General features: G+C 64.6%; 22 protein-coding genes. 4 read left to right on the forward strand and 18 right to left on the reverse strand.

The window, feature by feature from the left end; genetic code table 11:
- Positions 1-121: 121 nt before the first annotated feature.
- From MMB74_RS04735 to MMB74_RS04760, 6 genes are all read right to left on the reverse strand, one after another.
- Positions 122-391, reverse strand: a complete 270-nt coding sequence (locus MMB74_RS04735; protein WP_277427439.1) for an HPr family phosphocarrier protein — start codon at positions 389-391, stop codon at positions 122-124.
- 37 nt (positions 392-428) lie between these two features.
- Positions 429-983 (reverse strand): PTS mannose transporter subunit IIA, encoded by a 555-nt coding sequence (locus MMB74_RS04740; RefSeq protein ID WP_277427440.1) that lies wholly within the window; start codon positions 981-983, stop codon positions 429-431.
- 270 nt (positions 984-1253) lie between these two features.
- On the reverse strand, positions 1254-2210 hold the full coding sequence (gshB, locus tag MMB74_RS04745; RefSeq protein ID WP_277427441.1) for a glutathione synthase: 957 nt from the start codon (positions 2208-2210) through the stop codon (positions 1254-1256).
- A 72-nt stretch (positions 2211-2282) separates the two neighbouring features.
- A complete protein-coding gene (gene gshA / locus MMB74_RS04750; RefSeq protein ID WP_277427442.1) occupies positions 2283-3572 on the reverse strand; it encodes a glutamate--cysteine ligase in 1290 nt (429 codons plus the stop codon).
- 210 nt (positions 3573-3782) lie between these two features.
- Complete coding sequence (locus MMB74_RS04755; protein ID WP_277427443.1) at positions 3783-5225, reverse strand: ammonium transporter; 1443 nt, start codon at positions 5223-5225, stop codon at positions 3783-3785.
- Between the two features lie 40 nt (positions 5226-5265).
- The gene (locus MMB74_RS04760; protein WP_027795982.1) at positions 5266-5604 is read right to left on the reverse strand and encodes a P-II family nitrogen regulator; all 339 of its coding nucleotides are present in this window, start codon (positions 5602-5604) and stop codon (positions 5266-5268) included.
- A 376-nt stretch (positions 5605-5980) separates the two neighbouring features.
- On the opposite strand from MMB74_RS04760, the gene MMB74_RS04765 reads away from it, so the two are divergent.
- The gene (locus tag MMB74_RS04765; protein ID WP_277427444.1) at positions 5981-6235 is read left to right on the forward strand and encodes an accessory factor UbiK family protein; all 255 of its coding nucleotides are present in this window, start codon (positions 5981-5983) and stop codon (positions 6233-6235) included.
- 75 nt (positions 6236-6310) lie between these two features.
- Here the strand turns inward: MMB74_RS04765 and MMB74_RS04770 are convergent, their stop codons facing one another.
- Entirely contained in the window at positions 6311-8251 is a 1941-nt protein-coding gene (locus MMB74_RS04770) for a phosphatase PAP2 family protein (RefSeq protein ID WP_346780666.1), read from the reverse strand.
- A 311-nt stretch (positions 8252-8562) separates the two neighbouring features.
- Between MMB74_RS04770 and MMB74_RS04775 the strand changes: the two genes are divergently transcribed.
- On the forward strand, positions 8563-10167 hold the full coding sequence (locus MMB74_RS04775; protein ID WP_277427445.1) for a YifB family Mg chelatase-like AAA ATPase: 1605 nt from the start codon (positions 8563-8565) through the stop codon (positions 10165-10167).
- A 350-nt stretch (positions 10168-10517) separates the two neighbouring features.
- Here the strand turns inward: MMB74_RS04775 and MMB74_RS04780 are convergent, their stop codons facing one another.
- Positions 10518-11015 carry a hypothetical protein gene (locus MMB74_RS04780; RefSeq protein WP_277427446.1) on the reverse strand — a complete coding sequence of 166 codons (498 nt, stop codon included), beginning with the start codon at positions 11013-11015 and terminating at the stop codon, positions 10518-10520.
- Between the two features lie 301 nt (positions 11016-11316).
- Here MMB74_RS04780 and MMB74_RS04785 point away from each other — a divergent pair, with 301 nt between their 5' ends.
- The gene (locus MMB74_RS04785) at positions 11317-11847 is read left to right on the forward strand and encodes a TlpA disulfide reductase family protein (RefSeq protein WP_277427447.1); all 531 of its coding nucleotides are present in this window, start codon (positions 11317-11319) and stop codon (positions 11845-11847) included.
- Positions 11848-11966: 119 nt separating this feature from the next.
- On the opposite strand, the gene MMB74_RS04790 is transcribed toward MMB74_RS04785, so the two are convergent.
- From MMB74_RS04790 to MMB74_RS04815, 6 genes are all read right to left on the reverse strand, one after another.
- Complete coding sequence (locus tag MMB74_RS04790; protein WP_277427448.1) at positions 11967-13346, reverse strand: sigma-54 dependent transcriptional regulator; 1380 nt, start codon at positions 13344-13346, stop codon at positions 11967-11969.
- A gap of 49 nt (positions 13347-13395) precedes the next feature.
- The gene (locus tag MMB74_RS04795; protein WP_277427449.1) at positions 13396-15321 is read right to left on the reverse strand and encodes an ATP-binding protein; all 1926 of its coding nucleotides are present in this window, start codon (positions 15319-15321) and stop codon (positions 13396-13398) included.
- Positions 15322-15404: 83 nt separating this feature from the next.
- Positions 15405-16712, reverse strand: coding sequence for a dicarboxylate/amino acid:cation symporter (locus MMB74_RS04800; RefSeq protein WP_277427450.1), 1308 nt, complete (start codon positions 16710-16712; stop codon positions 15405-15407).
- Between the two features lie 389 nt (positions 16713-17101).
- On the reverse strand, positions 17102-18103 hold the full coding sequence (lipA, locus tag MMB74_RS04805) for a lipoyl synthase (protein ID WP_277427451.1): 1002 nt from the start codon (positions 18101-18103) through the stop codon (positions 17102-17104).
- Positions 18096-18764 carry a lipoyl(octanoyl) transferase LipB gene (gene lipB, locus MMB74_RS04810; protein WP_277427727.1) on the reverse strand — a complete coding sequence of 223 codons (669 nt, stop codon included), beginning with the start codon at positions 18762-18764 and terminating at the stop codon, positions 18096-18098. The genes lipA and lipB overlap by 8 nt, the downstream gene beginning before the upstream one ends.
- A 226-nt stretch (positions 18765-18990) precedes the next feature.
- Complete coding sequence (locus MMB74_RS04815) at positions 18991-19314, reverse strand: DUF2917 domain-containing protein (RefSeq protein WP_277427728.1); 324 nt, start codon at positions 19312-19314, stop codon at positions 18991-18993.
- Positions 19315-19425: 111 nt separating this feature from the next.
- On the opposite strand from MMB74_RS04815, the gene MMB74_RS04820 reads away from it, so the two are divergent.
- Entirely contained in the window at positions 19426-20358 is a 933-nt protein-coding gene (locus tag MMB74_RS04820) for a transcriptional regulator GcvA (protein WP_277427452.1), read from the forward strand.
- Here MMB74_RS04820 and MMB74_RS04825 read toward each other — a convergent pair.
- The 4 genes from MMB74_RS04825 to MMB74_RS04840 all read right to left on the reverse strand — a co-directional run bounded on the left by MMB74_RS04825 (position 20324) and on the right by MMB74_RS04840 (position 23165).
- The gene (locus MMB74_RS04825; protein WP_277427453.1) at positions 20324-20593 is read right to left on the reverse strand and encodes a DUF493 family protein; all 270 of its coding nucleotides are present in this window, start codon (positions 20591-20593) and stop codon (positions 20324-20326) included. The two genes, MMB74_RS04820 and MMB74_RS04825, sit on opposite strands and share 35 nt — an antisense overlap.
- 12 nt (positions 20594-20605) lie before the next feature.
- Positions 20606-21844 carry a D-alanyl-D-alanine carboxypeptidase family protein gene (locus MMB74_RS04830; RefSeq protein ID WP_277427454.1) on the reverse strand — a complete coding sequence of 413 codons (1239 nt, stop codon included), beginning with the start codon at positions 21842-21844 and terminating at the stop codon, positions 20606-20608.
- Positions 21845-22184: 340 nt separating this feature from the next.
- Positions 22185-22811 (reverse strand): alpha/beta hydrolase, encoded by a 627-nt coding sequence (locus MMB74_RS04835; RefSeq protein ID WP_277427455.1) that lies wholly within the window; start codon positions 22809-22811, stop codon positions 22185-22187.
- Positions 22812-22832: 21 nt separating this feature from the next.
- Positions 22833-23165, reverse strand: a complete 333-nt coding sequence (locus tag MMB74_RS04840; protein WP_277427456.1) for a (2Fe-2S) ferredoxin domain-containing protein — start codon at positions 23163-23165, stop codon at positions 22833-22835.
- Positions 23166-23326 lie beyond the last annotated feature (161 nt).

Genomic DNA, 23326 nt, shown 5'->3' on the forward strand with positions numbered 1-23326 from the left:
GTATTCGTGCGGCGGCGCCTTCGCGCCCGGCAACGCAGCGCGAACAAAAACGCCGCGGAGCACCGCGGCGTGTGTGCTGCGCGGCCGCTACGCACTTCAAGCGTAGCGGCTCATCTAACGCTTATTGTCCCTCGCCGAATTTGTCGGCGATGAGCTTGAGCAATGCTTCCATTGCGTCGTGCTCGTCTGGGCCCTCGGTTTCTATCGTTACCGTGCTGCCGATGCCGGCCGCAAGCATCATCACGCCCATGATGCTTTTCGCGTTGATTCGGCGGCCATTGCGCGTCATCCAAATTTCCGCTTGATAATTGGCCGCGAGCTGCGTGAGCTTGGCCGATGCACGTGCATGCAATCCCAACTTATTGACGATTGTCGTTTCTTTTTGAAGCATGTGCTCGTCCTGAAAAGCAAAAAGAGAAAATCCGAGATCAGTGCTGCGAACCGCTGGGGCTGCCCGTGCTCGCAGTCGAGCTACCGCCTTCGCCTGAGCCGGCATCGGCAATCGCCCCAGCTCGCTCGGCCGATGTCACGACCGGCACGCCCGGCGCGGCGCATTCCGAGTCGCTGCAGAGGGCGCCCGCTGGTGCGGACTCGACGAGCGGCCCGATCGCATGCACGCCCTTGGTCGCGCCGGCGAGCGCCTTCTCGACGAGCAGATCGAGTTCGCACGTGCGATAGCAGACGCCGCGCACGAGCATCGGCAAATTCACGCCCGCCAGCACCCGCACGCCGGGCAGCGCAGACAGCCGGCTCGCGATGTTGGCGGGGGTCGCGCCGAACATGTCGGTCAGCACGAGCATGCCGTTTTCCTCGCGCAAGCGCTCGATTTCGCTATTGGCCTGAGCCACTACTTGAACGGGATCGCTATCGGGCAGCACATCGATGGCGCCGATGCGCGCCGGCAGCCCGCCGTAGATGTGCGCGACGCAATCCCTCAATGCCGAAGCGAGCGGCGCATGCGCAATGATCAGGATGCCGGCCATGTCAGCACGCGCCAAGAGGCGCCGAACGGGAGGTCAATCCTGCGGGAAGGACAACGCGTCGAGCGAGAGTGGGGGATCGTTTCATGTCAGTCTGGCAATGAAAGCGCCGCAAAGGGCCAGATCCAGACGGCCGCCTACAGGGGCGCGACGCGAAATACGGACCCCGCCATACGCGTGGACCGGCTCGCGAGCAAACCGTTTCAGGAAGCGGTCATTGTAGCAGGCCCATTTTGCCCCGAAGCGGCGCTTCTTGCCCGACGCGCGCAGCCGTCATTGCACCGCGCGCTCGAGCGCGTCGACGAACATCCCCGCGACGTCGAACCCCGTCTGCTCCATGATTTCGCGGAAGCAAGTCGGACTCGTGACGTTGACCTCGGTGAGATAGTCGCCGATGACGTCCAAACCGACCAGCAGCAACCCGCGCGCGGCCAGCACCGGCGCGAGCGTATCGGCGATCTCGCGATCGCGCGCGCTGAGCGGCTGGGCGACGCCGAGCCCCCCCGCCGCCAAATTGCCGCGCACTTCGCCGCCTTGCGGTATGCGCGCCAGCGAATACGGGACGCTTTGCCCGCCGATCAGCAAGATGCGCTTATCGCCCGCGGCGATGTCGGGGATGAACTTCTGCGCCATGACCGAGCGCGCCCCGTCGTGACTGAGGACTTCGATGATCGAGCCGAGGTTCATGCCCTCGCGCGTGACGCGAAACACGCCCATGCCGCCCATGCCGTCGAGCGGCTTCAAAATCACGTCGCCGTGCTCGGCGTGAAACGCACGCAGCCGCGCGGCATCGCGGGTCACGAGGGTGGGCGCAACGAACTGAGGAAACTCGCCGATCGCGAGTTTCTCGGAGTGGTCGCGAATCGTCTGGGGCTTGTTGAAAACACGCGCCCCCTCGCGCTCGGCCAACTCCAGCAGCCACGTGGATGTCACGTACTCCATGTCGAAAGGCGGGTCCTTTCGCATGAGGATGGCGCCGAACGAAGTCAGCTTCCGGTGCTCGTGCGGACCGTTTTCGTGCCACGGATGGCGATGCAAGTCGGCGGTGTCGCCGACGATGTCGACGCGGCGCACCGTGGCCTCGACGCTCGCCGACACCCACGCCAGATGCTTGGGTTCGCACGTATAGACGACGTGGCCGCGACGCGCGGCCTCCGCCATCATCGCGTAGGTGGAATCCTTGTAGATCTTGAAGTGCGCAAGCGGATCGGCGATGAAAAGAATGTCCATGAAACCCCTGCTCCCCCGGTGGGGGCTCCTGTGTTCGTTGCGTTCTCGACCCCCTGCGCCCTGCGCCGGGAGTCAGACTTGGATGGCTTCGGGATCCGTCTTCTCGAGCTCGACCGAGGCCGCGAGCAGCGCGAGCCGCGCGACGACGCCATACATATAGAAACGGTTCGGCGGTGCGGCGCCGGGTTTGGCGTGCGCATCGGGCAAGGCCGTGTGCTCGAAGCCGAGCGGCACGAAGTGCATGCCGGGGGCGTTCAAGTTCTGATCCCGCTCGCGGCTGCCGTGGACGCGATAAAAGCCGCCCACCACATAGCGATCGATCATATAGACCACAGGTTCGGCCACTTCCTCGCCGATGCGCTCGAAGGTGTAGACGCCCTCCTGCACGATCACATCATGCACCTCCAGGCCTTCCTTGGTGGCCGACATGCGCGAGCGCTCGCCCTTGGTCAAGTTCGCGACTTCCGAGGCGTCGTGGACGGTCATCACGCCGCGCCCGTCGGTGCCCGCATCGGATTTGATGACGACGTACGGCTTCTCGCCGATGCCGTACTCGCGATATTTGCGCGCGATCTTCTTGATCACGGCGTCGATCGCATCGGCGAGCGCTTGCTCGCCCGTGCGCGCCTCGAAGTCCACGCCTTCGACATGCGCGAAGTACGGATTGATCATCCACGGATCGATTTCGACGAGCTTGGCGAACTTCTTGGCTACGTCGTCGTAGCACGAGAAGTGCGTCGACTTGCGGCGCACGGCCCAACCGGCGTGCAGCGGCGGCAAGACGTATTGCTCATGCAGGTTCTCGAGCACGGGCGGCAAACCGCCCGACAAATCGTTGTTGAGCAGAATCGAGCACGGATCGAAATTCTTCAGGCCGAGCCGCCGCGGCGTGCGCTCGAGCGGCTCGAGGACGATCTTTTGCCCATCGGCGAGCGGGATCGTCACTGGCCCGACGATGGTTTCGTCCAGCGTGCCGAAGCGCACGTTCAGCCCGGCTTGCCGCATGATCGTAGCCAAGCGGGCGACATTCTCCAGATAGAAGGCGTTGCGCGTGTGCCGCTCGGGGATCACGAGCAGATTCTTGGCGTCCGGGCAGATCTTCTCGATGGAGGCCATTGCCGCCTGCACCGCCAGCGGCAGCACTTCATTGGGCAAATTGTTGAAGGCGCCGGGAAACAGATTCGTATCGACAGGCGCGAGCTTGAAGCCCGCGTTGCGCAGGTCCACCGAGCAATAGAAAGGCGGCGTGTGCTCCTGCCATTCGAGCCGGAACCACCGTTCGATCGCCGGCGTGGCGTCGAGAATCTTCCGCTCCAAATCGAGCAGAGGACCGTTTAACGCCGTAACTAGGTGCGGAACCATTGATTACTCGATGAACAGGGGAGAAAGAGATTGTAGGGCAATTGCCTGGACGATTTGGGGGCGGTTTTGCCGATCGCAAGAGAGGCCCGTGCAGCGCGGTTTCTATCGGTCCGATAGCCAAAATAAAAAACCCCGCCATCAGGCGGGGAAAGTCGCTGCGCTTCTATTCGATTCGATGAGCGGCTGGGGCGCGCCCCGCGCTCGTTTCGATTATTCGACGTGCTCGCCGTGCAGCACCACGTCCAAACCTTCGCGCTCTTCTTCTTCCGCGACGCGCAGGCCGATCACGAGATCGATGATCTTGAGCAGGACGTAGCTGAGCACGCCGCTGTAGACGACCGTGGTCAGCACGCCCTTCGCTTGCAGCAGAAGGCTGCCGTCGGCGCCGCCGATGTCCTTCACCGCGAAGATGCCCGTGAGCAGCGCGCCGATGATCCCGCCCACGCCGTGCACGCCAAAGCAATCGAGCGAGTCGTCGTAGCCGAGCTTCATCTTGAGCCAGGTAGCCGACCAGAAGCAGACGGCGCCGGCGATGAGGCCGATGGCAAGCGCGCCGCCCACACCGACGAAGCCCGAAGCCGGCGTGATCGCCACGAGGCCGGCGACGGCGCCCGAGGCAATGCCGAGCGCCGAAGGCTTACCCTTGGCGATCCATTCGACGAACATCCAGGCGAGCGCCGCGCAGGCCGTCGCCACTTGCGTCGTGAGCATCGCGAAGCCCGCACGGCCGTCGGCCGCGACCGCCGAGCCGGCGTTGAAGCCGAACCAACCCACCCACAGCATCGCCGCGCCCATGAGCGTCAGCACGAGATTGTGCGGGGCCATCGCTTCACGCCCATAGCCGACGCGCTTGCCGAGAACGAGCGCGCAGACGAGACCAGCAATACCCGCGTTGATGTGCACGACGGTGCCGCCCGCGAAATCGAGAATGCCGGCCGACGAGAGCCAGCCCGTCGGTTCCCAGACCATATGGGCGATCGGCGAGTAGACGATCAGCGACCACAGCGTCATGAAAACGAGCATGGCCGAGAACTTCATGCGATCGGCGAAAGCGCCCGTGATCAGTGCCGGCGTGATGATCGCGAACGTCATTTGATAGATGAAATAGACGGTCTCGGGGATCGTCGGCGCGAGGTGGCTGACGGTCAAGGTCGTGGCCTTGTCGCCCTTGATGTAGGTCATGCCCGCGAGCAGCACGCGCGAGAAGCCGCCGATGAACGCGTTGCCCGGCGTGAACGCGAGGCTGTAGCCGACCACGGTCCAGAGCACCGTCACGACGCAGGTGATCGCGAAGCTTTGCATCACGGTGGCGAGCACGTTCTTCTTGCGCACCATGCCGGCGTAGAACAGCGCGAGGCCGGGGATCGTCATGAACAGCACGAGCGCCGAGGAGGTGAGCATCCAGGCCGTGTCGCCCGAACTGATCTTCGACGAATCGACCGAGTACGGCGCGGCGGGCGCAGCCGGCGCCGCGGCAGCCGATGCGTCGGGCGCGGCGGCAGCGGAGGCGGCGCTCGCTTGCTCGGCCGCGGCCGGCGTGGAAGCGGCCGCTGCGGCGGCCGGGGTTGACGCAGCGTCGTCGGCGAACGCGGCTCCGACGCCGCCCACCAAGAGCGACGCGGCCATCGCCAATGACATCAATAGTTTGCGCATCTTCGGTTTCCTCTATGTCGCTATGTCTTCGAAGTTCTAGTTACAGGGCGTCGGCGCCCGTTTCCCCGGTGCGGATGCGAATCACCTGCTCGATCGGCGTGACGAAGATCTTGCCGTCGCCGATCTTGCCCGTGCGCGCCGCACGTTCGATGGCTTCGATCGCCTGCTCGACGATGTCGTCGGAGACGGCCGCTTCGATCTTCACCTTCGGCAGGAAGTCGACGACGTACTCGGCGCCGCGATAGAGCTCGGTGTGGCCTTTCTGGCGCCCGAAACCCTTCACTTCGGTGACGGTGATGCCGGACACGCCGATCGCCGACAACGCCTCGCGCGCTTCATCGAGCTTGAAGGGCTTGATGATTGCGGTAATGAGCTTCATGAAAGTCCTCTTTTCGTTGCGAAAACTGTGTTGCCGTGCGCCGCCGCCTATCGTTCGATCGACGCCGGGTGCCAGCCCCCGATTCGTGCGGCCAGAAAAAGCAACTGTCGTGCCATGCGACGCATCGGCGCGCGGAAGAAGGCAATGACGCGAGGCGCGAGAGTGCCGGCAGTTTGGCCGGCGCGGCGCTGCCGTGCTGGCGCGGGCTTGCGATCGTTGCTAGAGTGTTCGCACGCCCGGGAATCCGGGTCCGCACCAATGGCGCTCACCGCCGCACAAGCGCGTGCCCAGCACGCACCAAGTTCGATCGCTCGTGCGCCGCGGACGCAAATCGGAAGAAAAGCTGCACGTTTTTTGTGCAAGAAGGGGAACCACCATGAAGCAACCGAATGATTTCTTTCAGGATTTTCAGAACCGCATGAGCGAGCTACTGAAGCACTCGCCGGCTAAGGACGTCGAGCGCAACGTCAAAGCCATGCTCTCGCAGGGTTTCTCGAAGCTCGATCTCGTCACGCGCGAGGAATTCGATACGCAAGCTCAAGTGCTGCTCAGAACGCGCACGCGCCTCGAGGAACTCGAGCGCCGCGTGGCCGAGCTCGAACAGCGGCTGGCGGCGGTTCAGGAGCCCTGAGCGGGGCAAAGCGGGGGCCGCCCGCGCGGCGGCCCTAGGTTGCTTCACCCCCGCGGTCGCTTCACGCGACGAGCATCAGCCGTCGATGCGAACTTCGACGCCCGAGGGCCGATACAGCGGCGTCGCCTTGTGCCCGTCGACCACGATCGAATCGAATTGGCCGGACACTTGGCTCGCATCGATGAGATCGATGAGGTCGCCCGTCCGAGGCGTCAAGCCGGTTCCCAACTTGACGTGCAGCGTGCCGCCGGCGAGCGTGACACGCCCCGTCACCGCGAGGCGCCCTGCGTCGCCTGCGTCACGGTCCAGTTCGAGCGTGCCGTTTTTCAATTGCGTATATTTCCCGGCGATCGAAGCGCGCGCCGCCGACGCGATCGCGACCGTGCCGCCGCTGACATACACGTCTCCCGTCCCGAATGCGTGGACCGATCCGGCGATCAGGACGCCGCCCTGCACTTGCGTACCGCCGGAATAGGTGTTCGCGCCCGCCAGCGTCAATGCCCCCGTACCGTTGAACGTGAGCTTGCCGGTCCCGCCGATGTCGTTGCGCCAGGTGTCGGCCGCATTGAAACCGCCTTGCGAGGCGTCCATCGAAATCGTCACGCTGCCGTTGAATTGCCCGTAGCCGTCGGCAGCGGCGAATAGGTTCAAGCGCCCCCATCCTTCCGCGTCGTCGAGCATCGGATAACCCGATGGCAGCGCGGTCGTCTTCAGCACGACGCGACGCTGGTCCGCACTCAAATAGGGCAGCCGAGTCTCGAGCAGGACTTCTGCGCCCTTGGGCACGGTGGCTGCCATGCTCGTCGGCGCAATTTGATTGAAGCCGAAGGTCAGCCGGCGCAGATAGTTCGCCTTGTTGGTCGCGTAATCGGCGAAGCGGTCCGTCGCGGCCGAGCCCGAATGCGCGTAGGCGGCGAAGGTGGACGCATCGGTGTTGGTGGCCGCGTAGAGCGCGCTATGCGCTTGGGCGAAGGCCGCCTGTTTCAACGTGGCGTTGGCCGGCGCGACCAGGTTCGCGGCAGCCGAAGCCTCGCCGAGCACCCGGCCGCCGATCACGTCCAGGGGCGAATGCATGCCGGCGAGAATCCGGTTTTCGCCGAGCTCGAGGCCGCGGCTCAGCATTTCTTGAAAGCGCTCTGGGACCAGATAGGCCATCGCCAGCGCATCGCGCACCGCTTCGGCCGAGTGGCCGCTCGGGAAGCCGCCGTCGGTCGCGGGCGTCGAGCTCTCGGCCGGCACGAGCGTCGGCGCCACCACGACGCTGCTGCTCCAACGATAGGGGCGCTCGTACTTGTAGAAGCGCTTTGCCGGCTCGGTCGACGCATTCGCCCCCACCGCGTTGATCAGATCGACGACTTTGCCGAAGGTCGCGTTCGACGAGCTCCCGACGCCCGTGTTGTTGCCGCTGTCGTTGTATAGCGTGGTTGTCGCGTCGGCGGGGATCGACGTGATGCTCGTCGTCTGCTGCGCCGCTGCGCGCCAGGCGCTCGTGAGCGGCCCCATGCCGTCGGACACGCTGTAACCCTTGCCGCGACGGTCGTCGTAGTAGGCGGCTTGCGCTTGCGCGGCCGTGCGCGCCGTCGTTGCGTCGATGACGTATTGCACGTTCGCGTTCAGTACCGTGGGGTTCAACGCGGTGCCGTTCTGCGCGCCGCCGGTCGGTATGCCCGTCCACGTCGATGTCACGACGGCCGGAAAGCCATCGACGGCAGGCGCCGAGACGCCCGCGTCGACGATATCGGTCAGAGGCTGCCAAAGCGTGCGAAAGCCCGCGAGCACACGCACGCCCGCGTTGGTGCTCATCGTGGCGTAACGCGCGTCGCCACGTTGATTGGTCGCGTAGGTGTCGACGAATGCGGCCACCGCCGGCGCCGGCGCGCTATCGACAAAGCCCGGATCGGCGGGCGCAGCCGGAACGTCGACGCCGGAAGGATCGCCGCCGCACGCGGCGGCAAGGAAAGATAAGCACGCTGCTGCCGCAAACGCACGAATCTGAATGCCCGATGATGCAGACACGAGATACCCCCAATGTGTTTCAGTGCTGGAAAACACCGGATGGTAGGGAGGGTGTGTGAAGGTTTTGAGAAAAGTAATACTAATTCACAAAAAGGGCATGAACGGGTGTCTCGGTCTCTTGCTCGCCTGAAGCGCACCCGCTCTAGTTAGTGGCGGTTGCGCAAGCGCGCTGCGGATCTGTAAGAGAAGAACGTCTTTGACCGTATAGAGCTCCATTTGCTAGACCGAACGGCTACCGCTGCGGCTCAACGCTAGTGGGCGCTGAGCGCCCTGCGCTACAGTGCTCACCCGCCCAGCCTGCAGGAGAATCCATGTCGCTAGCCGTGGTGCGCTCGCGCGCGCCGGCCGCCGGTCGTGCGCCCGAAGTGACCGTCGAAGTTCATCTCGCCAACGGGCTGCCTTCGTTTTCGATCGTCGGCTTGCCCGATCTCGAAGTGCGCGAAAGCCGAGAACGTGTGCGCGCCGCGCTGCAGAACTGCGGCTTCGATTTTCCCGTTCGCCGCATTACCGTGAATTTAGCGCCGGCCGATCTGCCGAAGGAGTCGGGCCGCTTCGATCTACCCATCGCGTTGGGCATCCTCGCTGCCAGCGGTCAGATTCCCGCTGCCGCCCTCGGAGAACGCGAGTTCGCCGGAGAGCTCTCGCTTACTGGGGCGCTGCGGCCCATGCGCGGTGCCTTCGCCATGGCGTGCGGGACCGCCCGCAGCGGCCGCGCCGCCTCCGCTCGAAGCCCGCACGATGGCCCGGAGAACTTCCGCGACGCGGTCGACTGTTCGTCGCCGCCCGCCGATCTGCCGGAACTGTATCTACCGGCGCCGAGCGCCGCCGAAGCAGCGCTGGTCCCAGGCGTCGCGGTATTTGGCGCCACCGGGCTGCCGCAGTTGTGCGCGCATTTGTGCGGCGAAGCCGATGCGCGACTCCTGCCGATTGCGTCGGCGGCACCCGAGCGAGCCACCCTGCAAAGAGCGTCACCGGACCTAGCCGACGTGATCGGCCAGCAAGGCGCGCGTCGCGCGCTAGAAGTCGCGGCGGCCGGCGGTCATCATGTGCTGATGGTCGGCCCGCCAGGCGCCGGCAAGTCAATGCTCGCGGCTCGGCTGCCCGGCCTGTTGCCGCCGATGACGGACGAGGAGGCGCTCAGCTCGGCCGCCTTGCTCTCGGCCAGCGCACTCGGCTTTGCCCCGGCGCAGTGGCGCCAACGCCCGTTTCGCGCTCCGCATCATTCTTCGAGCGCCGCCGCACTCGTCGGGGGCCGTAATCCTCCACAACCGGGAGAGATCACGCTGGCGCATCTCGGCGTGCTGTTTCTCGACGAACTCCCGGAGTTCGATCGCCACGTGCTCGAAATGCTTCGCGAGCCGCTCGAAGCCGGACGCATCACGGTCTCGCGCGCAGCGTTGCAAATCGACTTCCCAGCCGCCTGCCAGCTCGTCGCCGCCATGAACCCATGCCCCTGCGGCTGGCGCGGCGATCCTAGCGGCCGTTGCCGCTGCACGCCCGAGGTCGCAGCGCGCTACTTGCGCAAACTGTCTGGCCCGCTCGTGGACCGAATCGACATCCAGATAGAACTGCCGGCCCTAACACCGGCCGAGCTGAGCGCGCGCGCCGCCGAGAAAAGCGAGCCCAGCGCCGTCGTAGCGGCGCGAGTGGCCGCAGCACGAGCGCGGCAACTCGCCCGGCAAGGCAAGACCAATCGCGAATTGACCGGCCGCGAAGCCGACGACGTGTGCCACCTGGATGCCGCCAGCGAAGCACTGCTACGTGAAGCAAGCGAGCGCTTTCGCTGGTCGGCGCGCGCCTACTATCGCGTTCTGAAGGTAGCCCGCTCGATCGCCGATTTGGCTGGCGACGCCATGCCGCACGCCGGCCAAATTGCCGAAGCGATTCAATACCGGCGCGTCTTTCCGGCAGGTTGAAGCAAAAAAAGCGCTGTCAAGACTTGACTTATACACATTGTCGCTTTCGATACCGCTAGACGATCGTTTGCGGGCGTCTCGCAAACCTACCTTCCCAGTACATTGATTCTTAACGATATTTAAGGATCCTCGAGCGCGGCACGCTACCACGCAAGCCCCGTCCGGCGGGCTTCAGAGCATCAGCGGCGGCTAGTTCTCAACAGAGTTATCCACACCGTCTGTGGATAGCATGAAAAGCGGCGAAAAATCCGCGCGTTAGCGGCATCTCCTGTCGCGGAACCTTCATTCGAATACGCCGTCCGTCGTGCCTCGTAGCGGGACGATATGTCGCGGACCGCCACGATTTTTTTCTACTGGAGCTTCAGTGAGCCGAAGAACTGATCGACCTGCTCCTGCGGCGGCGCGTGTGCGGCGACGATTGCCGCCTGATAGACATGTCTGCCGCTACCCACGACCCACGCGTGAATGGTCCGCTGCTCGTGCGCCTCTCCGGCCGCCCCCGTGACAACGAGCTCGATCCCCGCAATGCCCGCCCCCGTCTGCACCGGCACTTGCACGGGGCGCTCGATGGGCGACGCGCTCACGTTTCGCGCCAACGCACCGCGCAAGGCCTCGACGACGGACTCGCGCAGGCGCGCATCGTCACGCGGCAAATCGATCGCGGCGATCGCAAAGACAGCGCCTTGCGTGTGAGCCGCGCGAACATGCATCGGCAACGCATTGCCGGCGATGTCGACACGCCGCTCGTCGACGGTCGGCTTGGCGGGCAAATCGATCGCATAGCCTTCGGCCGCGTCGGTCACCGTACGCCAGTTGTAAGCCGGTGAACAAGCCGCAGCGAGTGCCATGCATGCCATCGCGGCGAGCGCGGCGAACGGCATGCGTGCGCGCGGGGAAATCGGCAGGGGGCCGGCTAGCAAGCCGGAGAAAGGAAAACGCATAGAGAGCGGGGGCCCGACCTCGCAGATGAGCAAACCCCCATTATCCGTCATCGGCCCCCTACGCCTCCTGTCTGCCGATCCGAACGAGCTTGCACCTGCCGCGTTCGGCAAATAAGGCTAAAATAGCGGCGCTAAATCGCGCCTTTGCCGCGCCCACACCGGCGTTTCGTTTGCAACGGGCCGCGATCACCCGCACGAGGTCGTATCCATGAGCCAAACTCCCGCTTCCCCCGCCCGCCGCTCGGGCGCCCTGCGCTACGTCGCGTTCGCCGCTGCGGCCGCCGCGATTGCCGTCGCCGGTTACTTCACGTTCGGCAGCAGCCAGCACGTGCCCGATGCCACGTTCACGTTGCTGTCGGGGCAAAAAGTATCGACCAGCGACTTGAAGGGCAAGGTCTACCTCGTGAATTTCTGGGCGACCGACTGCGAAACCTGCATCAAGGAAATGCCGCAAATGGTCGACACGTACAACCGTTTCAAGGGGCGCGGCCTCGAATTCGTCGCCGTGGCGATGAAGTACGACGCGCCGATGTACGTCGTCAACTACACCCAAACGCGTCAATTGCCGTTCAAGGTCGCAATGGACGACGGCAGCGCCGCCAAGGTGTTCGGCAACGTCCAGATGACGCCGACGACCTTCGTCGTCGACAAGAACGGAACGATCCTCAAGCGCTACGTCGGCGAGCCGCAGTTCGCCGAACTCGACCAACTGCTGCAAAAGGCGCTCGGTTCTGCATAAACCGCTTCGCTTCCGCGTCCGGGGCCCGGCGACCGGCCGCAGCGCAGTAAGAGCGCCGGCCGCAGTCAAATCGCGCACCGTCTCGGCGCGCGCCGCCCCCCAAAGGCTGGCCCCGCGCGTCAGTTCCCGTCCTTCGCGGCTTCGCCCCGCTCGGCGAGGCCATATCGTTTGATCTTCTCGTAAAGCGTCGCCTTGCCGATCTGCAGTTCATCGGCGGCCGCCGGCACGGCGCCGCCGTGCCGCGCCAGCGCCTCGGCAATCGCCGCTCGCTCGAATCGTTCGACCTGCTCCTTGAGCGAATGCCCCGGCGCCGCCTCGCCGCCGGGGAGGCTCGATGCCCGCTCGATGCCGAGCACGAGCCGGTCCGCCGCATTACGCAGCTCGCGCACATTGCCCGGCCAGTCCCGAGCCATCAGCTCGGCGCGCTGGCGCGCCGTCAGCACCGGTGCGGGGCGGTCGTAGCGCACCGCGGCCTCGAGCACGAAATGCTCGATCAACGGCACGATGTCCTCGCGGCGTTCCGCCAGCGGCGGCAACTCGATCGTCACGACGTTGAGCCGATAGAGCAAGTCTCGACGGAACACCCCCGACGCCACCAGCGCTTGCATATCGCCCTTGGCCGCGGCCACCACGCGCAAGTCGACCCGAATGGGCTGATTCGAGCCGAGACGCTCGAGCGCGCCTTCTTGCAAGACGCGCAGCAACTTCACTTGTAGCGCCAGCGGCATGCTTTCGATTTCGTCGAGAAACACGGTGCCGCCCGACGCGTATTCGAGCTTGCCGATGCGGCGTTTTGTCGCGCCGGTGAATGCGCCGGGCTCGCTGCCGAACATCTCCGACTCGAACATCGCCTCGGGCAGCGCGCCGCAATTGACCGCGACGAACGGCTTGGCGCTGCGCGGCGAGAGTTCGTGCAGGCTGCGCGCAACGAGTTCTTTGCCCGCGCCCGTATCGCCGATGATGAGCACCGATGCGTCCGTCGGCGCGACGTTCACGATCAAGCGACGCACCGCATCGATGGCGGCGCTGCGGCCGATAATGCGCGGCACGAGCGCGTCGCGGACGGCCAGTTCGCGCCGCAGCGCGACGTTTTCCAGCAGAAGGCGCCGCCGCTCGAGGGCGCGCCGCACCGTGTCCACCAGCCGTTCCGCGGCAAACGGCTTTTCGACGAAGTCGTATGCGCCTTCGCGCATCGCCTGCACAGCCATGGAAATGTCGCCGTGCCCGGTAACGAGGACGACGGGCACGTCGGGCGCATGCTCGCGACAGTGCGCGAGCAACTCGAGCCCGCTCGCGCCGGGCAGCCGAACATCGCTGACGATGACCCCCTCGAATTCGTCGCCCGACGCATCCAGCATGCTGCGCGCGGCTTCCACCGAACCGTAGCCGCTGACGGCGAACCCCGCCAACTGCAAGCTCTGCACGCTGGCGCGGCGAACGAGTTCGTCGTCTTCGATGAAGATGACCTGGGGATTGTCTGTCGTCGCCGTCGCGTTCATGTCGGTAGTGGAAATTCGAAAATTCGGAACGGGCAAAGCGAATGCCGCGCTAGCGCGAGGATGCCGCATCGGGCAGCGTCCTCGTGGCTGCGTCCGCGCGGCGCAAGGTCAGCACGAATGCGGCACCCCCACCCGCTTCGTTGTACGCGCTCAGCGAGCCGCCGCAATCGCGCGCGATCGACGAAGCGATCGCCAGACCGAGCCCGAGGCCCTTGCCCATCGCTTTCGTCGTAAAGAATGGCTCGAAAAGCCGGGGCAGGACATCCGCAGGAATGCCAGGGCCATTGTCGCGCACGACGATCGCCAAGGCGTCCGGGCCGACGTCGATGTCGATCGAAAGGCGCGGATCGTCAACCGTCTCGAGCGCATCGAGCGCGTTGCCGACGAGATTGATGAGCGCTTGCTCGAGCCGCAGATCGTCGCAGTAGGCCACGAGCGACAGGTCGTTCGCCGCCGGATCCACTGGCCGGTAAAGCCCCGCCTCGGCCGGCGCAGGCTGCGTTGCCCGATCGCCCAAGCACGCAACGTCACGAATGCGGACCTCCACGGAAATGCGCTGCAGCCGCTTTTGCAGCAATTGCAGGGCATTGCGCAGCGCCCGCATCACAGGCGAGCGCGCATTGTGCGTCTGCGCGCGGCCCACGAACAGCTTGAGTTGATTCGTGATCTTGCCCATGCGGTCGGTCAGTGCGCCGATCGCCTCCAGGTTCTCGCGCGCATCGGCGAGCGCCCCGCGTTCGATCAGCACGCGCGTGTTGTCGGAAAACGTGCGCAGCGCGCTCAGCGGTTGATTGAGTTCGTGCGTAATGCCCGCGGCCATCTGCCCCAGCGCAGCCAGCTTGCTGGTTTGAAGCAACTCCGCATGGGCGGCGCGCAGCTCGTTCTCCGCGCGCGTGCGCTCGGCCACCTCTGTCTGCAGTCGTGCATTGGCCGCCGACAAATCGGCCGTGCGTTCCTCGACGCGCTGGTTCAATTCCGCATACGCCTTTTGCAGCAATGCCCGGCCCTTCATCACCTCGCGCAGGCGTGCGCGCCGCATGCGCCAATAGAACGCCAGCAAGCAAAGTGAAACGAAGCCGAAGCCGACGGCGGCGGTGGTATTACGCGCGTCGTCGAGCACCGAGTCCACGGGCGCGAGCGTCATCAACTGCCACTGGGGTGCGCCAAGGCGGCGCTGCGTGAGCAGGTAATAGGGAGAGAAGCGCTTGGCGCCAACTCGCACGACGTGCGCATCCGAGGCATTGAGTGCGCGCACGGGCGTGATCGGCAGCTTTGCGAGCGACTGCTGCGCATATTGGCGCGTTTCCTCGATCGCAGTCGCCACTTCGCGCGGCAAGTCGCGCACCGCCCGATATTTCCAAGCGGGCACGGACGACAAAAAGATCACGCCATGTTTATCGACGACGAAAACCGGCTCGTTCGCATCGGTGCCCGGAAACCATTCGAGATTGAGCTTGAGGACCGCCGCGCCCACGATGCGCCCGCCGCGATAGACGGGCTGGGAGATGTAATAGCCAGGCACGTGCGACACCGTGCCGATACCGAAGAAGCGGCCGACGCGCCCGCCCATCGCATCGACGAAATATGGCCGAAAACGGTACTGCGACCCGGCGAAGCTATCGGGGCGGTCCCAGTTGCTCGCGGAAAGGCACAGGCCGTCGGCGCGGATGATGTAGGTGACGTCGGCGTGAGAATGCGCGTTCGCGTCCGTCAGGTAGCGGTTGGCGCGAGCGATGGCGTCGGAGGCGCCCGTTTCGAGCGCTTCACCGACACTCGGGTGGCTGGCGACGAGGTAGGAAAGCGATTCGTAGCGCTCGAGCGTGTCGCCGAGCGCGGTGACCGTGCGGTCGGCCCGCACGTCGGCTTGCTGCTGAAGGGCGTCGATCCCGCGCAGCCAAGCGAGGCGCCAAGTGGCGGCGCACACGGCGACGAGCGCCGCCGCGAGCGCGAGAACGACAAGGAGACGGCGCGTCACGGTGTCGAATTCCTGGCAGGACAGTGGCCTATTGTGGCATAGGCCGCCGCAGCCGCCCGCCCGCGCCGCGCCGGGTGATGCGCTTAAACGCCGGCCGAGCTCGTCTGCGCATCGGCTGCGGCCGCATCGCCGCCGCGGCCCAGCGCCGCGCGCAGCTTCGAGCGGTCCAGTTCCTTTTCCCAAGCGGAGACGACGACGGTGGCCACGCCATTGCCGACGAGATTCGTCAGCGCGCGGCACTCGCTCATGAAGCGGTCGATGCCGAGAATCAGCACCATGCCAGAGAGCGGGATCGTCGGCACGACGGCGAGCGTGGCCGCGAGCGTGATGAAACCGGCCCCCGTCACGCCGCTCGCGCCTTTGGAGGTCAACATGGCGACGGCGATCAGCGTGAGCTGCTGCATCAGCGTGAGATCGGTGTTCGTCGCTTGCGCGATGAACAAGACGGCCATCGTCATATAGATGTTGGTGCCGTCGAGATTGAACGAGTAGCCCGTGGGCACGACGAGACCGACAACCGAACGCGAGCAGCCGAGGTTCTCGAGCTTGCCCATGAGCTGCGGCAGCGCGGCTTCGGACGAGCTCGTGCCGAGCACGATCAGCATCTCCTCCTTGATGTAGGCGATGAAGCGCACGATGTTGAAGCCGACGAGCCGCGCGACGGTGCCGAGCACGACGAGCACGAACACGATCGACGTGAGATAGAACGTGCCGATCAGCTTCAGGAGCGGCAGCAGCGAGCCGAGGCCGTACTTGCCGATCGTGAAGGCCATCGCGCCGAAAGCGCCGATCGGGGCGAGCTTGGTCACGATGCGCACGATCCCGAACAGCACTTGCGAGATGCTTTCGATGAAATCGGTGACGGGCTTGCCGCGCTCGCCGATCGTGGCGAGCACGCTGCCGAACAGCAACGCGATGAGCAGGATCTGCAGGATCTCGCCCTGCGCGAACGCGTCGATCATCGTGTGCGGGATGATGTGCATGAAGAAGTCCACCGCGCTCTGGCCATGTGCCTTCGCCGCATACGAGGCTACGGCTTTGCCGTCGAGCGTGTTGACGTCGACGTTGAAGCCCGCGCCCGGCTTGAGCACGTGCGTGGCGATGAGGCCAAGCACCAACGCGAACGTGGAGATGACTTCGAAGTAGAGCAGCGCCTTGCCGCCGACACGACCGACCTTCTTCATGTCCTCCATGCCCGCGATGCCGGACACCACCGTGCAGAAAATGATCGGGCCGATGACCATCTTCACCAGTTTGATGAAGGCGTCCCCAAACGGCTTCATGTCGATCGCGAGCGCGCTCGAGAAATGACCAAGCAGGATGCCGGCGATGATCGCGGCGATGACCTGCACGTAGAGAATTCGGTAGAAGGGTTTCTTCAGAGGACGCATCGGGTGTCTCCCAGCTTAGGATGTAATCGATAGGCCAAGGCGGCCGTTCGTGGAGCGTACCGATTGCAAGGTCGATGCCAGTCCGATAAACGAACTTTGCTGTTGATTTTATTGAATATTTTTTACGAGATGCGTCCCTGGCGTCCGAGTTTCCGGAATCTCGGATGGGGTCCGTCCGGATCTCCGGAGGGATGCGCAGAAAGGTGGGAATGGTGTTACCGGAAGTCGGTCCGCGCTGCGCGGTGACATTCCCGCGAGGCATACGAAGCAATTCGATGCCCGAGAAAGCGGGAGCGCCTTCTCGGGAGTCATTCGTGTCTTCGACTAACCAAACGGCTCAACGAAGTCCTCGCTCGGCCGTTTCGAGGTTCAACGCAGCGGGCTACGCCTCACACTACGCCCGCATCATGCGCCTGCTGATCCGCGTGATAGCTCGAGCGAACCATCGCCCCCACGGCTGCGTGCGTGAAGCCCATCTTGTAGGCCTCTTCTTCGTACATCTTGAATACGTCCGGATGCACGTAGGCGCGCACCGGCAGATGGTGCTCCGACGGTTGCAGGTATTGACCGATCGTCAACATATCGACATCGTGCGCACGAAGATCTCGCATCACCTGCAGGATCTCTTCCTCGGTTTCGCCCAGGCCCACCATCAGACCGGACTTGGTCGCGACTTCGGGATGCAGCGCCTTGAAATCCTTGAGCAGCTTCAACGAATGCGCGTAGTCGGACCCGGGACGCGCTTCCTTATACAACCGCGGTACCGTTTCGAGGTTGTGGTTCATGACGTCGGGCGGCGCGGCGTTCAGAATCTCGAGCGCGCGGTCGAGCCGGCCGCGGAAGTCGGGCGTCAAAATCTCGATGCGGGTTTGCGGCGAATGCTCGCGCACTTGCTTGATGCATTCGACGAAATGGCCTGCGCCGCCGTCACGCAAGTCGTCGCGGTCGACGCTCGTGATCACCACGTACTTGAGTTTGAGCGCCGCGATCGTCCGCGCCAAATTCAGCGGCTCCTCGGTATCGAGCGGATCGGGGCGGCCGTGCCCGACATCGCAGAACGGGCAGCGACGCGTGCATTTGTCACCCATGATCATGAACGTGGCCGTGCCCTTGCCGAAGCACTCGCCGATATTCGGGCAACTCGCTTCTTCGCACACCGTGTGCAAGTTGTGCTCGCGCAGAATCTGCTTGATCTCCGAAAAGCGCGAATTACCCGTTGCGGCTTTCACCCGAATCCATTCCGGCTTCTTCAGCTTTTCGATCGGCACGATCTTGATCGGAATACGCGCGGTCTTGGCCTGCGCTTTCTGCTTGGCAGTAGCGTCGTACGGCGTGGAAGCGGCTTGCGGCGCGTCGAGGGCGCCGCTCGGTTGAGCGGTAACGTCAGTCATTCGGTGATCCAGTCGATGAGCGATGCGCAGTAGCGCCGTCGAGGTTCGCGGCGAGCTGCGCCGCCAAGGTTTCGGCCACTTGCTGCCAGCCGGCGGCGACGCCGAGCGTCGCCATGTCGACCGTCTCGAGCCCCGCGTAACCGCACGGGTTGATCGCGAGAAACGGCCGCAGATCCATCTCCACGTTCAGGCTGACGCCGTGGTAGCTGCATCCGTTGCGGATTTTCAGGCCCAGCGCGGCGATCTTCGCGCCCTCGTGCCCGCGAGCAGCCGGCCCGGGCGCCACGTAGATGCCCGGCGCGCCGGGCCGCCTCACGCCGACGAGATTATACGCCGCGAGGGTATCGATCACCCCCTGCTCGATCCGCGTCACGAGTTCGCGCACCATCAGCTTGCGGCGGCGCAGATCGAGGAGCAAGTAGGCGAGAACCTGGCCGGGGCCGTGATAGGTGATCTGTCCCCCGCGATCCACCTTCACGAGCGGAATGGCCGGATCGGCCGCCAACAAATGGGCGGGGTTGCCGGCTTGGCCAAGCGTGAAGACGGGCGGATGCTCGACGAGCCAGATCTCGTCGGGAGTGTCGACCGTGCGCGCCTCGGTGAAGGCGCGCATTTCGTCGAACGCGGCATCATACGGAACGCGTCCGCGCCAACGAACGATCGTGGCGGGACCGCAGGCATGAGCCGCGTGATGCGAGGCGCCGTCTGGCGCCGGATCCTGCACGACTGCCTCCGAAACGGACGACGGCAGGGGGACGGACGAAAAAGACGATGCGGCGCACATGATCGCCGCAGTTTACCGGAATCGAGCCCGGCTCGCCCGGCCCAGGCCACGATTCTTGCGCGAAATCAAGCGCTTCGCGGGGGGCGGCCGGGTCGCCGAGCGCTTACACGGTGCGCCATCCGCCAAAACGCGCGGCCCACCATTCAGTCACCACCTGCACCAAATCGGTCAAAAATGCAGTACGCGACAGCGGCGCCACGAAAGCAACGCGCGCCGCACGCTCGCCTTCGACGCTGAGCCAGAGCCGCTCACCGCGCCGCAGACGCAGCGAGCGGCCCGGCGCGAGCCAGTAGTCCTCGACATCGTTGCTGCGCGTCACCCATACCGGTGCGCCGTGCACGGACAAGCGGGTGCTATGGGCAACCATCATCGGCACGAGTTCGCCGGGGCCGAGTTCGAGTGTGAAGCTTGAAGAAATTTGTCTCATGATCGGGTCCACCAAAAGTTGTTCCGTGGCTAGAATCGTAGGCGCGCCAAGGCTTTTGGCAAAACGATCAATTCTCACGTCGATGTGAGAAAAACTAACAGACCCGATCTCATGGACCTTCGACAACTGCCCGCGCTCAATGCGCTGAAGACCTTCGAAGCGGCCGCCCGCCACGAGAGCTTTTCGCGCGCCGCCGACGAGTTGTTCGTCACCCACGGTGCGGTGAGCCATCAGATCCGGGCTTTGGAGGACGCGCTCGGCACGCCGCTGTTTCTACGCGACGGCAAGCGCGTGCGTCTGACCGACGCCGGCTGCCGCTATGCGAAAGACGTGCGTGCGGCGTTGATGTCGCTCGCGGACGCAACGCGCGCCGTGCGGGAGGGTCAACGGGCGCGGCGTCTGGTGGTTTCCTCGATGTCGTCCTTTTCGGCTCGCTGGATGACGCCCCGCATCGGCCGCTTCATCGAGCGCCATCCCGAACTCGATCTGGAGCTTTTATCGACGAATGCCCTTACCGACTTCACGCGCGACGATGTCGACGTCGCCATTCGCTTCGGCCCAGGCGGGTATGCGGATCTCCATACCGAGCGGCTGCTCGACGAGGTGGCGTTTCCGGTGTGCGCGCCGACCTACAATCCGGGCGCCCTACCGAAAACGCCAGCTGAACTCGCGGCGTCGCCACGGCTATTGCGCTCGGACGACCAAATGTGGAGTGCCTGGTTCAAGGCGGCGGGCCTGACCGGGGTGTCGGAGCCGCGGCGCGGCGTGATGTATCAAGACTCGTCGAACCTGCTGCAGGCGGCGATCGATGGTCAAGGCATTGCGCTCGTGCGGCGATCGATCGCGACCCACGAACTCGCCGCGGGGCGGCTCGTGCGCTTGTTCGACATCGACGCGCCAAGCCCGTCCGCTTATTGGTTCGTGTGCCCGCCGCCGCTCTTGAGCAGCGCGCGGGTGCAGGCGTTTCGCACGTGGCTGTTGGAGGAACTGGAGCGCTTTCGCGCGCTTTTTACAGCACCACCGACACCATCGGATGCCCCGTGAGGGCGCGATAAATGTCGTCGAGTTGTTCGCGGCTCAGCGCCCGAACCGTCACGGTCAAACCGATGTAGTTGCCGCCGCTGGACGGCCGCGTTTCGATGCGCTCGGCATCGAAGGTCGCATCGAACTGCCGGACGACCGTGACGATCGTCTCGGTGAACTCGGGATGCGACTTGCCCATGACCTTGATCGGAAAGTCGCATGGAAACTCGAACAGGGACTCGTTCACCGGGCTCATATCACACCTCCATCACTTCTTCTTGCTGAACATGAGCAAGAGCGAATCCCAAATGCGTCCGCCGATGCCCGCTTGAGGCACCGCCTGCAACGCCACCACGGGGAACTGCGTGAGCGTTTTGCCGTCGGCCACGATCTGCACCGTGCCCACTTGCTGGCCGTTCGCGATCGGCGCAACGAGCGGCTCGGTCAGAGCAAACTGCGGCTTGACCTTCTCGCCCATGCCGCGCGGCACGGTGATGTACTGATCGCTCTTCACGCCCACTTGCACGGCGTCGGCCGCACCTTTGTAGACGCGCGGCGTCTGCACGGCCTGGTTCGCCTTGAACAAGCGCACGGTGTCGTATGCGCTATAGCCGTAGTTCAGCATCTTCATGCTGTCTTGGACGCGCTCATGCTCTTTTTGCTCGCCCATCACCACGCTGACGAGACGGCGCGACGCATCGGGCACCCCCGGTAGCGGACGCTTGGCCGAAGCGATCAAACAGTAGCCGGCGGCCTGCGTGTGGCCCGTCTTCAAGCCATCCACGGTCGGATCGAGCCACAACAACCGATTGCGGTTGGGCTGCTTGATCTTGTTGTAGGTGAAATCCTTGACCGAGAAGATCTGGTAGTACTCGGGATAGTCGCGAATCAGGTGCGCAGAGAGAACCGCGAGATCGGCGGCCGTCGTGTAGTGCTGCGGATCGGGCATGCCGTTCACATCGGCGTAGTGCGTACCCTTCATGCCGAGCCGCTGGGCTTCGGTATTCATCATCTCGACGAAATGCGCTTCGCTGCCGCCGACGAGTTCGGCCAACGCGATCGCCGCATCGTTGCCCGACTGCACGATCATGCCGTAGACGAGATCATGCACCGTGACGGGCTTCTCGGCCTCGATGAACATGCGCGATTCGTCGTTGCGCACGCGCCGCACGGCCAGACTGGGCGTGACCACCTGATCCATCGAAATCTTCTTCGTTTGCAACGCTTCGAAGACGAGATAGGCCGTCATCAGCTTGGTCAACGAGGCAGGCTCGACACGTTCGTCGGCATTGCCCGAAGCGAGCACCTGATTGCTCGTCGCATCGACGAGCACCCACGAGCGCGCTGTCACGGCGGGCGGCGGCACTTGGGCCGAAGCCGCCGGCGCATAGGCGAGGCCGCCCGCGAGCGTTGCGGCGACGAGCGCGGCGACGCTCACCGAGCGTTGCAGCGAGGAAGGGACCAAAGACGATGTGAGCGACGCAGGGCCGAAAGAGGAAGAACGCATAGATCGATTTCGTGCAGAAAAACGAGGCGCGGTGCATGCACCAGCGGGATGTGCCTGCCGCCGATAGGCGGTTCTCGTCGCCCATCGGGCGAACGGTACGCGAGCGACGCGGCCAGCGCGGCGCCGGTTTGACTCTTGGCGCGCGATTCGGTTCGCGTCGTTCGCTCCGTAAGCCGACATGCGCCCTACGCATCGCACTTGCAGGGCGCATCGACGAGACGGCGCGCAAAAAAATTTCGCCCATTATACGCGGCGCGTCTACTCGAAAACGGGCTTTTTGACGGCGCGCAAGGCGTGGCGCAACCGTCAAGGGCCGCTCAATCGTCAGCGTATTGCCGGCTCAGCGCCAAGCATCGATCACGATCCGCTTCAAGATATGGAGCTTGCGATGCAGAAAATGCTCTGCGCCCGGAATCACGACGACGGGCAGCTCTTGCGGCCGAGCCCAGTCGAACACGGAGGCGACCGGCACCGTTTCGTCTTGTTCGCCGTGAATGACGAGCGTGTTCTCGGGCACGGCCGCCACCTCGAAGCGGCTCGCCGCGGTGCCGACGAACACCATGCGCTCGACGGCCTCGCCACGCTCGGCCAGCATGCGAGCGACGTGCGAGATCACGGCGGTGCCGAACGAGAAACCCGCGAGCACGAGCGGCAACGATGCGTGCCCCGGTTGCTCGCGCATGTGCGCGAGGACGGCAAGCAAGTCCTCGCGCTCGCCCACGCCCTCGTCGTATTGGCCTTCGGTCTGCCCCACGCCGCGAAAATTCGAGCGATAGGTCGCGTAGCCCAATTGCACGAGCGTGCGCGCGAGCGTCTGCGCGACCTTGTTGTCCATCGAGCCGCCGAACAGCGGATGCGGGTGCGCGACGAGCGCGATGCCGCGCGGCTCGCTCTCGGGCGCATCGAACGCGACCTCGATCTTGCCGACGGGGCCGTCGATCAGGAATTTTTTCGTGTGAACGTTCATGAGGCAGCGAAACTCGGTGGCTCAGGCAGGCTGATCGATCAGCAGGCGCTCGACGATCTTGCCCTCCTTCAGGTGCGAATCGACGATTTCATCGAGGTCGGCTTCGTCGAAGTAGGTGTACCAGGTGCCCTCGGGATAGACGACGATCGCCGGGCCTTGCTCGCACCGATCGAGGCAGCCCGCCTTGTTGATGCGCACGTTGCCGGGACCGGCGAGACCGAGTTTCTTCACGCGCTTCTTGGCGTGATCGAGCATCTTTTCGGCGTCGCAGCGCCGGCCGCAACTGGGCCTCTCGGCACCAGGGTCGCGTTGATTCAAGCAAAAAAAGACGTGGTACTTGTAGAAGGAGTCCATGGTCTTCGGTAGGAGGTCTGGTTGAGCCGGGCCCGCCGACGCGATCGCCCATCGCGGCGCACGGCTCGCGCGCCGCGTCGCCATTGGGCGCTAGTCGGATGGGAAACCCGGCCGATTATAGCGAGCGACGCTCGCGGGCGCTGAAGCCTTGCTGCGCATGG

The organism is Trinickia sp. Y13 (assembly GCF_029522115.1).
Taxonomy (GTDB): Bacteria; Pseudomonadota; Gammaproteobacteria; order Burkholderiales; family Burkholderiaceae; genus Trinickia.

Excerpts from the sequence above, each read along its gene's own strand:
- MMB74_RS04790 (WP_277427448.1), bottom strand. The coding sequence starts at position 13,346 with ATGAACGCGACGGCGACGACAGACAATCCCCAGGTCATCTTCATCGAA.
- MMB74_RS04825 (WP_277427453.1), bottom strand. The coding sequence starts at position 20,593 with ATGAGCCCGGTGAACGAGTCCCTGTTCGAGTTTCCATGCGACTTTCCG.
- MMB74_RS04840 (WP_277427456.1), bottom strand. The coding sequence starts at position 23,165 with ATGGACTCCTTCTACAAGTACCACGTCTTTTTTTGCTTGAATCAACGC.
- MMB74_RS04800 (WP_277427450.1), bottom strand. The coding sequence starts at position 16,712 with ATGCGTCCTCTGAAGAAACCCTTCTACCGAATTCTCTACGTGCAGGTC.
- MMB74_RS04740 (WP_277427440.1), bottom strand. The coding sequence starts at position 983 with ATGGCCGGCATCCTGATCATTGCGCATGCGCCGCTCGCTTCGGCATTG.
- MMB74_RS04765 (WP_277427444.1), top strand. The coding sequence starts at position 5,981 with ATGAAGCAACCGAATGATTTCTTTCAGGATTTTCAGAACCGCATGAGC.
- MMB74_RS04775 (WP_277427445.1), top strand. The coding sequence starts at position 8,563 with ATGTCGCTAGCCGTGGTGCGCTCGCGCGCGCCGGCCGCCGGTCGTGCG.
- MMB74_RS04835 (WP_277427455.1), bottom strand. The coding sequence starts at position 22,811 with ATGAACGTTCACACGAAAAAATTCCTGATCGACGGCCCCGTCGGCAAG.
- gshB (WP_277427441.1), bottom strand. The coding sequence starts at position 2,210 with ATGGACATTCTTTTCATCGCCGATCCGCTTGCGCACTTCAAGATCTAC.
- lipA (WP_277427451.1), bottom strand. The coding sequence starts at position 18,103 with ATGACTGACGTTACCGCTCAACCGAGCGGCGCCCTCGACGCGCCGCAA.
- MMB74_RS04735 (WP_277427439.1), bottom strand. The coding sequence starts at position 391 with ATGCTTCAAAAAGAAACGACAATCGTCAATAAGTTGGGATTGCATGCA.
- MMB74_RS04755 (WP_277427443.1), bottom strand. The coding sequence starts at position 5,225 with ATGCGCAAACTATTGATGTCATTGGCGATGGCCGCGTCGCTCTTGGTG.
- MMB74_RS04830 (WP_277427454.1), bottom strand. The coding sequence starts at position 21,844 with ATGCGTTCTTCCTCTTTCGGCCCTGCGTCGCTCACATCGTCTTTGGTC.
- MMB74_RS04780 (WP_277427446.1), bottom strand. The coding sequence starts at position 11,015 with ATGGCACTCGCTGCGGCTTGTTCACCGGCTTACAACTGGCGTACGGTG.
- MMB74_RS04815 (WP_277427728.1), bottom strand. The coding sequence starts at position 19,314 with ATGAGACAAATTTCTTCAAGCTTCACACTCGAACTCGGCCCCGGCGAA.
- MMB74_RS04820 (WP_277427452.1), top strand. The coding sequence starts at position 19,426 with ATGGACCTTCGACAACTGCCCGCGCTCAATGCGCTGAAGACCTTCGAA.
- MMB74_RS04785 (WP_277427447.1), top strand. The coding sequence starts at position 11,317 with ATGAGCCAAACTCCCGCTTCCCCCGCCCGCCGCTCGGGCGCCCTGCGC.
- MMB74_RS04760 (WP_027795982.1), bottom strand. The coding sequence starts at position 5,604 with ATGAAGCTCATTACCGCAATCATCAAGCCCTTCAAGCTCGATGAAGCG.
- gshA (WP_277427442.1), bottom strand. The coding sequence starts at position 3,572 with ATGGTTCCGCACCTAGTTACGGCGTTAAACGGTCCTCTGCTCGATTTG.